Source organism: Pseudarthrobacter sp. NamB4 (assembly GCF_005796185.1).
Taxonomy (GTDB): Bacteria; Actinomycetota; Actinomycetes; order Actinomycetales; family Micrococcaceae; genus Arthrobacter.
This window is the reverse complement of the sequence record NZ_VAHM01000011.1, coordinates 140,142-152,063: the sequence shown is the minus strand read 5'-3', so window position 1 is coordinate 152,063 and position 11,922 is coordinate 140,142. Positions and strand designations below refer to the sequence as shown.

Genomic DNA, 11,922 nt, shown 5'->3' with positions numbered 1-11,922 from the left:
CCGCGGCACCCTGGATGCCATGCTCGTCAGTCCCGAACCATCCTTAATTCCGGCATGTTTTCCCACTCGGACGGCAGCACTCCGCGCGCTCCGTCCAGCCGGAAGCCCTGCCGGCGGTAGAAGGACTGGGCCCGCACGTTTGCCTCCAGCACCCACAGGTATGCGGGCGAATCTCCGAGCGCGGCCGAGAGGAGCGCCTGCCCCAGTCCGTTCCCTTGCGCCCGGTTGAGGACAAAGATGGAGTACAGCTCCAGCGGAGCTGGCGGATCTTCTTCACGGCCCGGGCCAGCGTCGGCCAAGCCCACCAGTTCATTGTTCGCGTCCAGGGCAAGAATCCGCGGGCCAGGGCCATTGAGATAGGGTCGACGCCGATCCACGCGTTCCGGAATTGCCTCACGGCGGGCGGCGAAAAAGTGGGGCGACAGCAAGTGTCCGTAGCTCTCCTCATGCGCGAGCGTGTGCATGAGGACCACGGCTTCTGCGTCCTCGGGTGTGCCGTGGCGAACAACGTAGTCCATGCCCCAGCCTAACCAGAGGCGCCGCCAGCGGGTGTGGAGAACCGGGGGGCCGTCTGTCAGGAAGTCCGGCTGCCGTTAGGTCCGCGGCGTCCCCTGTGCTTCTGCCGGCTCCTGCACGTCCTGCATCACCTCGTTGCGGCGCAGGAACCAGGGCTTGAACGGCGGGTCGAAACGGGCAAACCGTGGGGGCCCCACCGGCGTCAGCCCTGCGAGGGTCAGCGCAGCCTGCAGCCCCTGGTTGCGGCGCCCAAAGGCTGCCGCGGATCCGCTGCCGGAGAAGCGCACCACACCGGCCAGCGATCCCGGCACCCCCCGTACCTTCACCATCGGATCAGTGGGCACCGGAGCTGTTTCGGCCGTCACGCCTGCGGGAAGCACAAAGGCGACCGTATGATCAGCAGGCGCGCCAGCCCCGGGCAAGGGTCCGGTCTGAAGCACGGGCGCGGTCATGGCCAGCTTCTGCGGCGGTCCGGGCTCCTGCATCACGGGTGCGGTCATCGCCAGCTTTTGCCGTGCCGTGTTGCTCCCGCTGATGTAGTTGAACAGGTGGCGGAAGGCGACGTTGCCGGCACGGCCAAAGGACTCATTAACCGTTACTTCGGCCACAACGTACGCCGGATAGCGGCGCAGCTCGAAGTGCGGGTAGCGCCGGACCAACTCATAAGGCTGCTGTTCCGTCATGGTGCACCAGAGCTTACGCCGCCTGGGTTCGCTCAACCAGCCCCTACCGCCGCTGCCCACACTGCTTGCCGCCCTGCGGCGGGGAGGAGCATAATGATTAGCAGGACTAATTAGCAGTGCTAAGTATCTAGGAGGGGCACCCGCCACATGACCCCGGCCCAAGCAAGCGCATTGGCAACGAAAGACCCCATCCAGCCGGACACCCTGGCCATCGAACTGCGAACAGCCGTGATGCGCACCTCCCGCCGTCTCCGCGTCGAGGCAACAGGCGACGTCATTACACCGGGGCAATACACTGTCCTGGCCCTCCTCAACGGCAACGGCCCGCAAACCCTCCGCGGACTGGCGGACAGTGAGCACGTGCAGGCGCCGTCCATGACGCGGATCGTCAACGCCCTCGTCGAGCAGGGTTTTGCCACCCGTTCCGCACATCCCGACGACGGGCGGCAGATCCACGTGGACATCACCGATGCGGGCCGCGCCGTCCTTGCGGAGGCCCGGGACCAGCGCACCGCATGGCTCGCCCAGCGGGTGGCGCGCCTCAGCGGGGAGGACCGGGAAGTCTTGAGCCGCGCGGCGCAAATCATGCAGGAAATGAGCGGCAAATGAGCGCTATGTTCCGGGCCCTCGAAAACCGCAACTACCGCATCTGGGCGGGCGGTGCGCTGGTGTCCAACATCGGAACGTGGATGCAGCGGATCGCCCAGGACTGGCTTGTCCTCACGGTGCTCACCAACCACGACGGCGCCGCCGTCGGCTTCACCACAGCCCTGCAGTTCCTCCCCATGCTGCTGGTGGGACCCTACGGCGGAGTGCTGGCCGACCGCTACCGGAAGCGCGTCATCCTGCTCTGGACCCAGCTGGCGATGCTCATCACCGGACTCGCCATCGGACTCCTGGTGGTCACCGGAACGGCTGAGCTTTGGCATGCCTACCTTGCCGCGCTCTGCCTAGGCGTCGCCAGCGCCATCGACGCCCCTGCGCGCCAGGCCTTCGTCTCCGAACTGGTGGGGCAGGACAACATTTCCAACGCCGTCGCCCTGAACTCCGCGTCCTTCAATACAGCCCGGCTCACCGGCCCGGCCATCGCCGGCGTCCTGATCGGCTGGGTGGGAACCGGCCCGGTGTTCCTCCTCAACGCTGCCAGCTACGCCGCGGTCATCATCTCCCTGCTCCTCATCAGCACGGCAAGGCTGGTTCCCGCAGCCCAGGCTGGACGCGGCAAACACCAGGTGGCCGAGGGCGTGAACTACGTCTGCCGCCGCCCCGACCTGGTGATGATCATGGTCCTGGTGGGCATACTCGGCGCATTCGGCATGAACTTTCCCATCACCAACGCCCTCATGGCCACCACGGAGTTCGGCGTCGGCCCGGGTGAGTTCGGGCTCCTCGGCTCCATTATGGCCGTAGGCACCCTCGCCGGAGCGCTGCTCGCCGCCCGCCGTGCCGGCCCCCGGCTGCGGTTCCTGCTGGGCGGCGCGCTGGGACTTGGTGCCTTCACGCTCCTGGCCAGCGTATCGCCGTCGTTCTGGCTTTACGCCCTGGTCCTGATCCCGGTGGGGCTGGCATCCATCACCTTCCTGAACAGCTGCAACACCAGCATCCAGCTCTCCGTGGAACCGCAGTTCCGCGGCCGCGTGCTGGCCCTGTACCTGGCGATCCTCCAGGGCGGAACTGCAGTGGGGGCGCCGCTGATGGGATGGATCGGGTCGGAGTTCGGCGCACGCTGGTCCCTGGCCGTCGGCGGAGTGGTTGTCCTGCTGGCAGCCGCCGCCGCCGTGATCATTGTCAGCCGCAGGAACAGCCTCCGCTTCCGGGACCACCTCCGGATCGTGTTGCGCAGGAGTAGCGAGCCGGTGGCCTAAGCGGAGGCAGCCGACGGAACGTTCAAAGCCTCGTAGCGCAGCAGGACCACGCCATTGCCGAAGCTCCGGTTCTCCACCAGGTGCAGGTCAGCGGTGAAATCGGGCGACTGGAACACCCGCGGCCCCTGGCCGATCACCACGGGCTGGACGTAGATCCGGAACTCGTCAATAAGGCCGTGCCGCATGAACGTTCCGGCAAGGTCCGCCCCGCTCATCACCAGGTCGCCGCCGGCTTGCGCCTTCAGTTCCCCGATGTGTTCAGGTACGACGTCGGCAATCACCGTGGTGTTCCACGGCGCCTCGGTGAGGGTTCGGGAAAAGACGTACTTGGGCATTCCCCGCCAAATGCGGGCGAACACGGCTTCGGCGGGACTGCTCTCAGGATTCCGGTCTGCCGCCGGCCAGTACTCGGCCATCAGTTCGTGCGTCACCCGCCCAGCAATGAAGCCGCCCATAGCACTAAGCTCGTCGTTCATGTGCTGGTGCAGTTCCTCATCAACCCGATGCCAGCTGATGTCCCTGCCGGGTCCCTCGAAGAACCCGTCCAGGGACACTGCGTTCTGCAGGATGATCTTCCGCATGCAGCTACCTTTCTTCCTGATTCCCGCTTCCTGATACCACCCTGCCGGCCCGGGGCGGCCAGCCAGTTTCTTAGCCCAGCACCACGTTCACTGGCTCCTTGCCTTCCATCATCAGCCCGATCTGCTTCCGGATCAGCCGGACCATCCGCGGAAACATCGCCGAGCTGGCGCCTCCCACGTGTGGAGTGATCAGGACACCGGGCGTGTTCCACAGCGGGTGGTCTGCGGGCAGGGGCTCGGGATCGGTAACGTCAAGGGCTGCGCGCAAACGCCCAGAGGACGTCTCCGCCAGCAGAGCGTCGGTGTCGGCAACCAAACCGCGGGCCACGTTCACCAGCAGGGACCCGTCCGGCATCGCGGCCAGGAACTTGGCGTCCACCAGCTGCCGGGTGTCGTCGCTCAGGGGAACGCTGACCACCACGATCTCGTGCAGCGGCAGCTGCTCATACAGCGAGTCGATGCCATAAATTGTGCCGGCGGCGTCCTCGCGGGACCGGCTGGCCATCCGGGTGACCTTGGTTTCGAACGGCAGCAGCCGGGCCTCGATGGCTTTGCCCACTCCTCCGTAGCCCACCAGCAGCACCTTTCGGTCCGCCAGGCTGGGGCGCTGGGCGTTGTCCCAGACGCCAGAGGACTGGTTCCGGACAAAGTCCGGAATTCCCCGCTGGCTGGCGATCATCATCCCCACGGCAAGTTCCGCCGTCGAGGTCTCATGCACGCCTGCTGCATTGGCGAAAACGCAACCGTCCGGCAGGACGTCCGCCACGCCGTCGTACCCGATGGACTGGCTTTGGATGAGGCCAATATCCACAGACTTGAGCGCCGCCAGCACCTCCGGCCCGCGCATGTACGGCGGCACCACGATGTCCAGCCTTTCGGCGGGAGCAGGCCCGGAAAAGTCCCACACGAAAAATTCGACGCTGTCGCCGGGCTCGAGTGCGTCCACCAGCTCCTGCGTGGGCAGGCTGACCCGCAGCGGCGCGCTCACGCCGCCACCACGAGCTTGTACTTGGGCAGTCCAAAAATGTCCACTTATTTGCTCCCTTGCTTCCGTTGCCGGTGCGCCCGTCAATTGCCCTGTCCATCCCCACGGTAATTCCTTGCAGAAACAACAGCTACCGTTAAGCCTGTGCGAGTCTCGGGCCGGTCAACGTCAGGATCAGCACGTGGCGTCCTGTAAATTTAACGGAGGAATTGTCGGGCGAGCAGAGCCGGGTTCCAGCCCCTCCCCGTGAATGGATCACTCCCCCATGTCTTCCGCGATTTCCGCGCCGGCGCCTGCCCGTTTTCCGTACGCTGCGATGCTGGTCCTGGCCACCATCGCCTTCACCGCCATCACCACCGAGCTCCTGCCATCCGGGCTGCTGCCGCAGATCAGCAGCGGCCTGAATGTGTCCGAGCCGGTGGCCGGGTACCTGGCCGCAGCGTACGCCGCGGTCATCGTAGTCACGGTTGTTCCGGCGGCCAGGCTGCTGGGGAAGGTACCCCGGCATGCGCTGCTGGTGGGGCTCGTCCTCACCTTCGCCGCCAGCAACGCCATGGTGGGACTCGCGCCCGACTTCACCGCCGCCATGATCGCCCGGCTGGTGGGCGGCCTGGCGCACGGGCTGCTGTGGACCACCATGGCCCCGTTCGTCACCAGGGTGGTTCCGGCAGACAAGGTGGGCAAGGCACTGGCTATCGTGTTCAGCGGCAACAGTTTGGGCCTGGCCATCGGCGCGCCGGTGGGCACTGCCCTGGGCGGGCTCCTCGGGTGGCGCGCCGCGTTCATGGTGCTCGCTGGGTTCGGCCTGGTCCTGACGGTCCTGGCGTTCTTCCTTCTGCCGCGTGTCCAGCGCATTTCCGACGCCGTCCGCCCCTCACTCCGGAAAGCCATCGCGCAGCCGGGGGTCAAGTCGGTGGCCATCGCCTGGCCGCTGCTGGTCCTGGCCCACTTCGCCCTGTTCACCTACATCGCGCCGTTCATCCGCGAGGCAGGTTTCCCCGACTACGCCATCAGCCTGTCACTGACGGTCCTGGGCGGCTCCGGCCTGCTGGGCATCTGGGTCGCCGGCCTCACCGTTGACTCCCGGCCCCGCCGCTCCCTGCTGATGACGACGGCGGCCATCGCCTTGTCCATGGCGTTCCTGCCTCTTGCGGCGGGCAACCTTGCCGTGGCTCTGGTCCTCATGACCGTGTGGGGTGCCGGGCTCGGCGCAATCGGCATCTACAACCAGTCCGCCATCCTTCGCGCCGGCGGAGACTACAGTGAGGCCGCCAACGGACTCACCGTGCTGACCATCCAGCTCGGGATTACTGTGGGCGCGCTCTACGGCTCGGCCGCGCTGGTGCTGGCCGGGCCGCTGCTGGTCCCCGTGGCCGCGGCACTGCCGGTGGTTGTTGCCCTGGTGATCACGATCGCCGGCAAGAGATACGCCTATCCGCCGGGCCCGCGCGAACGGGTTTGGCTGGAGCCGCGCCCAATTCCAGAAAAGGTGGACGAGACCGCCTAGCCAACCTGGGCCTCTCATGCTCTCAGTTCTGGTGCATCCGGGCCCCGCTGGGAGCGGGAGTGCCAGGCCGGCGTTCCAGGCCCGCCGCGGCGTAGATCTCCTGCTCATCCAGGCTCTCTTTGGCCAGCAGTTCCTTCACCAGCGACTCCAGACGCCACCTGTTCTCCCGCAGGAGTGCCAGGGCGCGGTCATAGCACTGGTCCACCAGTGTGCGTGTCTCGTCAGCCAGGATGTCCAGCATGCCTTCAGAGACACCCAGTGCTCGGGGGTCGCCTTCTTCCGGCAGCACCTGGACCGGGCCAATCCGCGGGGACATTCCCCAGCGTCCCACCATCATCCTGGCCAGCTGGGTGCTGGTCTGCAGGTCGCTTTCGGCACCGCTGGTGACCACGCCGAACACCAGCCGCTCAGCCGCCATCCCGCCCAGCGCCCCGACGATCTTCCCGCGCAGGTAGTTCTCGTCATACCCGTAGCGGTCGGTATCAGGAGTGGAAAGGGTGACGCCAAGTGCCCGGCCACGGGGAATGATGGAGATTTTGCGCACCGGGTCCGCGCCTTCTTCCAGCATGCCGAGCAACGCATGGCCGGACTCGTGGTAGGCCGTCCGCCGCCGCTCCTCCGCCGGCATCACAACGTTCCGCACCGTGCCCAGCTGCACCTTCTCCAGGGCATCGAGCAGGTCCCGCTGGTCCACCGCCGTGTGCCCCCGCTTGACGGCCAGGAGCGCGGCTTCGTTGACGAGGTTCGCAAGTTCAGCGCCGGTCATGCCCGGCGTGACCCTGCTGAGCGCTTCCAGGTCCGTGTCTGCGTCAAGCTTGACGTTGCGGGCATGGACCTGGAGGATCTGCAACCGCCCTGCCTGGTCCGGTGCGTGCACGGTGATGGAGCGGTCGAAGCGGCCCGGGCGGAGGAGTGCCGGGTCCAGCACATCGGGCCGGTTGGTGGCCGCCAGGACAACCACCCCTTCGGAGGAGGAAAAACCGTCCATCTCCGTCAGGATCTGGTTGAGGGTTTGCTCCCGCTCGTCATGCCCGCCGACGGCAAGGGAGCCGCCGCGTCTGCGGCCAATCGCATCGATCTCATCGATGAAGATGATCGACGGCGCGGCCTCCCGGGCGGCCTGGAAAAGCTCCCGCACCCGGCTGGCCCCCACACCCACCACCATCTCCACAAACTCGGACGAACTCACGTGGAAGAAAGGCACCCCGGCCTCCCCCGCCGTCGCCCGCGCCAGCAGCGTCTTGCCGGTGCCGGGCGGGCCGCTGAGCAGCACGCCCTTTGGCGGGCGGGCACCGATGGCCTGGTATTTCTCCGGCCCCTTCAGGAAGTCCACGACTTCCGAGATCTCGCCCTCCACCTCGTCAATGCCGGCCACGTCCTTGAAGGCAACGCGGATGTTCTCGGGATTGACCGGCTGGAACTTCTTGTTCCCAAGCCCGCCCAGGCCGCCCATCCCGAACATTCCCGCCTGCCGCTTGAACAGCCACAGGTAAAACAGCACCAGCAGCGCAATCGGGGCGATGGAAATCAGCAGGTTGAGCAGGACGCCCCGCTCCTGCACCAGCGGGGTGGCCCGGACGGTTACGTCGTTGGTTTCCAGGGCGGCCAGGAGATCGTCATCGGCGAACGTGGGGCGCTCCGTGACGAACTGGACGTAGTTCTTGTCATCGTTCCCTGGCAGCGGCCTCTCCTGCCGCAGCTTGCCTTCGATGGTGTCGCCGCGGGAGAAAACCTCGGCGACGTTGTTGTCCTGCACCTGGGTCTTGAACTCGGAATAGGCCACAGCCTCAGGGGTGGCCGCCCGGTCCTGGAAGGAGAAAACCAGGAAGAAGCCCAAATACAGCACGGCGAGCCAGATCCAGGGCCTGAGCCGTTGGCCGCGCCCGCCACCCTGGCCCTCGTCGCCAGTCCTGCCGGGCATACCCTCGATCCGCCAGGGAGTCCTGCGGCCTTCGGATCCAGGCGAGGGGCTGGTCCCCTTGCCCTGTGTAAGCGGAGAGTTGTGTGCCATCACGCCACCCTCGAATGTTCACTGAGGGCCGCGCACTGCTTGACGGCTGCCGTCCCGGCCCGGCCGCCTGCTCATACAGGGACACCAGAGCCTGATTGCTGACAGGATCAACCTACCGCCAACAGGCCGGGCTGTTAAGACCCTCACGGCGGATGCTGCAGAAAGCCGCGGCGGCAGAGCAACCGTTGTGGAACGCCGCGATCTGCCGCTCCCCTCAGCATCTCGCCGCCGGCTCCCCCACCCCCTGCAGAGCCTCCGGCGGCACCCAAGCCCGAAGCCCCGTCGTACCCCCTCCTGCAGAGGAACCCCTCCTCCATCCGCCCGCCGCCTCCGCGCCCGCTGGACGCTCCCCTGGCAAGGGCCCCGTGCAGCAAGTTTCGGAACCGCTGGAGGCGAACGTCCACCAGCCCGCTCCGGCCGAGGTTCCGGAGCCCGAGCCCGGAATCCGCGAACTCACGCGTTTTCCGCTGGCATCAGCCCGGTGAGGCACCGGGCAACCGGGCTGGAAGGGACGGACACGCCACCACCGGCCCCGGTTTCGGACTTGGGCGAGCGCATTGATAGACGTTAAAGAATGCAAGACGTACTAAATCCCGCCATGCCCTTCATTGCCGTCACCCTGGCAGTGGCCGCCGGACTGGTCCTGTCCTGGCTGCTGCGCAAAATTATCCTCCGCCTCAACCGCAGGCGCCCTGAACTCCAGGCCCCGTCCCGGGTTGCCCGCCAGCCGCTGCGGCTGGCACTGTGCCTCATCGGCGTCCGGACAGCGCTGGGACTCACGGCCGCGGGCGAAAGCTGGCACAGCGCCGTCGACCATATGCTGCTGATCGCGCTCATCGGTTCGCTCGCGTGGCTGGCCGTGGCCATCCTGCTGATTATCGAAGCTGTGGTGCTGGGCCGGTACAGCGTGGACGTGGCGGACAACCGGCGGGCCCGGCGGCTGCGCACGCAGATGATCCTGGCCCGTCGGATCGGCGTGGCGCTGGTGGTGGTGCTCGCGGTCGGCTCGGTGATGCTGACCTTCCCGGCCATCCAGGCCCTCGGCGCCGGGCTGCTGGCGTCCGCCGGTGTTATTTCCATCGTGGCCGGCCTGGCCGCACAGACCTCACTGGTGAACGTCTTCGCGGGCATGCAGCTGGCGTTCACTGACGCGATCCGTGTTGATGACGTGGTGGTGGTCCAGAAGGAATGGGGCCGCATCGAGGAGATCACCCTGACCTACGTGGTGGTCCATATCTGGGACGACCGGCGCCTCATCCTGCCCTCCACCTACTTCACCACCACGCCGTTCGAAAACTGGACCCGCCGCCAGTCCGAGGTGATGGGCACCGTGGAGTTCGACCTCGACTGGCGAGCACCCGTGGAGGACATGCGTGCCGAGCTGCGCACCGTCCTGGCCGGAACGGACCTGTGGGACCAGCGCGTGGGCATCCTGCAGATCACCGACGCCACCGGCGGCTTTGTCCGGGTCCGCATCCTGGTGAGCGCAGCGGACAGCGCGGCGCTGTTCGACCTCCGCTGCCTCATCCGCGAGGCCATGGTCACCTTCCTGCAGCAGGGCCATCCGCAGGCCCTTCCGCAGCAGCGCTGGACCGAGGCAGCGCCCGACGGCGCTACCCCCACCCCACGCCAGCAGCCACTGCGCGGGCTGGGTTCGCCCGCTGCCGCAGGCACCCGCCAGCCTGCCGACCCGCATGAGTCACAGCTGTTCACCGGATCGATCGAGGCAGTCCAGCGCTCCCGCGCCTTCACCGGCCCCGGGGATGAGGTGTTCCAGGACCGGGACCAGACGCTGGCTTCGCGTAACTGAACTCTTGATAGGTGACCGGATGGTCACCTATCATTTTTTCTATGGACGAAGTGTTCAAGGCACTCTCCGACCCCACCCGCCGGGACCTCCTCGATGAGCTGTTCCGCGAGGACGGCCAGTCGCTGGGTGCGCTGGGGGCCCGCTTCGACATGACCCGTTTCGGCATCGCGAAGCACCTCAGGCTCCTGGAGGATGCAGGTTTGGTGGTGACCCGGCGTCGGGGGCGGGAAAAGCTGCACTTCCTGAACCCGGTGCCCATCCGGCTTATCCACGACCGGTGGGTGAGCAAATATGCAGAACCATGGGCCGCTGGCCTCAGCGACCTCAAATCCAGATTGGAAAGTCCCATGGAAAAGATCTTTGAAATCTATATCAAGACAACGCCGGAACGGCTCTGGGAAGCCATCACGGACAGCGACATCCGCAGCAAGTACCAGTTCGGGAACACCATCGACACGGACTGGACCCCGGGCAGCAGCTTCACCATGAACAACGTCAAAGCCGGCGCCCCGCTGGGCGAGGGCGAAAACCTGGAAGTCGATCCGCCGCGCCGGCTCGTCCAGACCATGCGCGCACTGTGGGGTGAGGACGTCAAGGCTGAGGGAACCTCGAAGGTCACCTGGGAGATCGAGCCTGTGGGTGATTCCTGCCGGCTCACCGTCACCCACAGCGACCTCCGCGAAGGAGCGAACGAGCAGCTCTACGGCGGCTGGCCCATGATCCTCTCCGGCCTGAAGACCTGGCTGGAAACCGGCGAAAAGCTCACCACGCCGGGCTCCCTCATGTACGGCTAGGAGGCCCGACGGCGGCCCTCCCCCTTTCAGCGAGGGCCGCCGTTTACGAAACGCATCCATTTCACCTGCTGGTCCCCTTAGTGTTGTTGAGGCAGATCACGCAACCGTTTACGTAAACCGTTTGCATGGGTCACTTTGGACGATCAGCGGGAGCAGCAACAGTGGTAACCATCAGGGACGTGGCACAGCACGCCGGGGTCTCCCCTGCCACCGTTTCCCGCGTCGTCAACGGCCTGGTGGGCTATTCGGACGAGACCCGTGAGCGGGTTGAGGCCGCGGTCCAGAAGCTGAGCTACGAGACGGACTACCTGGCCCGCGGCCTGAAAACCCGCCAGACATCCGTGATAGGGCTCCTGGCCCCCATGGTGTCCGACGCACTGGCCTCCAAGGTGATGCAGGGCGTGGAGGAGGAAGCCCAGGAACGCGGCTACGCCGTCATGCTGGGACGCACCGGCGCCAAGTCCGCCTTCATCGCGGGCTATCTGCGAACCCTGCGCACCTACCGGGCGGCCGGCGTCATCCTCATCTCCGCCGTGATCACCCAGGAGACGCGGCAGCTGCTGGGGCCCAACATCCCGATCATCTCCGTGGCCATCAGCGACAAGTCCGGCTCACCCAGCGTGGCGATCGACGACGAACAGGCAGCCTACGACGCAACCCGCCATCTGCTGCGCCTCGGCCACCGCCGCATCGGGCTCCTGGCCGGGGACCCGGCGTCGGTGTTCGTTGCCAAGCCCCGCGAACGCGGCTACCTCCGCGCCATGAGCGAGGCCAAATGCACCCCGGTCACGGCCAGCGGCAGCTTCTTCTACGAAAGCGGAGCAGCCGGGCTGGACGGACTCCTGGCCCAGGACGCGGGGCTGACAGCAATCTTCGCCGTCAGTGACGAGATGGGCGCCGCGGTGGTCAATGAACTGCAGAGGCGCGGGAGGCGTGTCCCGGAGGACGTGTCAGTCCTTGGCTTCGACAACACCTCCACCTCGCTGCACGTCCACCCGCCGCTGAGCACAATGGCGCAGCCATTGGAGGAGATGGGGCGCATGGCAGTCAGCAAGCTGCTGCGCTCCAGGGCCCTTGGCCCCAAGATCATGCCCCACCACCTCATCGAAAGGGGCTCCACCGCCCCGCCCCCGATATCTTCCCCGCAAACCTGACTGCTTAGCCACCCAC

Annotated in this window: 11 protein-coding genes; 6 read left to right on the top strand and 5 right to left on the bottom strand. The window is 66.5% G+C overall.

The annotated features are described in order from the left end of the window. Positions 1-26 precede the first annotated feature (26 nt). The gene (locus FDW81_RS12220) at positions 27-518 is read right to left on the bottom strand and encodes a GNAT family N-acetyltransferase (RefSeq protein WP_138134450.1); all 492 of its coding nucleotides are present in this window, start codon (positions 516-518) and stop codon (positions 27-29) included. 75 nt (positions 519-593) lie between these two features. Next, complete coding sequence (locus FDW81_RS12215; protein ID WP_138134449.1) at positions 594-1,199, bottom strand: heme-binding protein; 606 nt, start codon at positions 1,197-1,199, stop codon at positions 594-596. Between the two features lie 147 nt (positions 1,200-1,346). Between FDW81_RS12215 and FDW81_RS12210 the strand changes: the two genes are divergently transcribed. Together FDW81_RS12210 and FDW81_RS12205 are read left to right on the top strand one after the other, a co-directional pair. After that, positions 1,347-1,808 (top strand): MarR family winged helix-turn-helix transcriptional regulator, encoded by a 462-nt coding sequence (locus FDW81_RS12210; protein ID WP_138134448.1) that lies wholly within the window; start codon positions 1,347-1,349, stop codon positions 1,806-1,808. Then, positions 1,805-3,064 (top strand): MFS transporter, encoded by a 1,260-nt coding sequence (locus FDW81_RS12205; protein ID WP_138134447.1) that lies wholly within the window; start codon positions 1,805-1,807, stop codon positions 3,062-3,064. The genes FDW81_RS12210 and FDW81_RS12205 overlap by 4 nt, the downstream gene beginning before the upstream one ends. Here FDW81_RS12205 and FDW81_RS12200 read toward each other — a convergent pair. Further along, a complete protein-coding gene (locus FDW81_RS12200) occupies positions 3,061-3,645 on the bottom strand; it encodes a dihydrofolate reductase family protein (RefSeq protein ID WP_138134446.1) in 585 nt (194 codons plus the stop codon). The genes FDW81_RS12205 and FDW81_RS12200 overlap by 4 nt on opposite strands. Positions 3,646-3,715: 70 nt before the next feature. Continuing rightward, complete coding sequence (locus tag FDW81_RS12195) at positions 3,716-4,633, bottom strand: 2-hydroxyacid dehydrogenase (protein WP_138134445.1); 918 nt, start codon at positions 4,631-4,633, stop codon at positions 3,716-3,718. Positions 4,634-4,895: 262 nt separating this feature from the next. Between FDW81_RS12195 and FDW81_RS12190 the strand changes: the two genes are divergently transcribed. Further along, positions 4,896-6,137, top strand: a complete 1,242-nt coding sequence (locus tag FDW81_RS12190; protein ID WP_138134444.1) for an MFS transporter — start codon at positions 4,896-4,898, stop codon at positions 6,135-6,137. Positions 6,138-6,159: 22 nt separating this feature from the next. Here the strand turns inward: FDW81_RS12190 and ftsH are convergent, their stop codons facing one another. Beyond that, positions 6,160-8,058, bottom strand: coding sequence for an ATP-dependent zinc metalloprotease FtsH (gene ftsH, locus FDW81_RS12185; protein WP_240720239.1), 1,899 nt, complete (start codon positions 8,056-8,058; stop codon positions 6,160-6,162). Positions 8,059-8,722: 664 nt separating this feature from the next. Between ftsH and FDW81_RS12180 the strand changes: the two genes are divergently transcribed. The 3 genes from FDW81_RS12180 (at position 8,723) to FDW81_RS12170 (ending at position 11,906) form a co-directional block, all read left to right on the top strand. Further along, entirely contained in the window at positions 8,723-9,958 is a 1,236-nt protein-coding gene (locus tag FDW81_RS12180; protein WP_240720237.1) for a mechanosensitive ion channel family protein, read from the top strand. A gap of 41 nt (positions 9,959-9,999) precedes the next feature. Beyond that, positions 10,000-10,752, top strand: coding sequence for a metalloregulator ArsR/SmtB family transcription factor (locus tag FDW81_RS12175; RefSeq protein ID WP_138134442.1), 753 nt, complete (start codon positions 10,000-10,002; stop codon positions 10,750-10,752). Positions 10,753-10,931: 179 nt separating this feature from the next. Continuing rightward, entirely contained in the window at positions 10,932-11,906 is a 975-nt protein-coding gene (locus FDW81_RS12170; protein ID WP_240720235.1) for a LacI family DNA-binding transcriptional regulator, read from the top strand. Positions 11,907-11,922 lie beyond the last annotated feature (16 nt).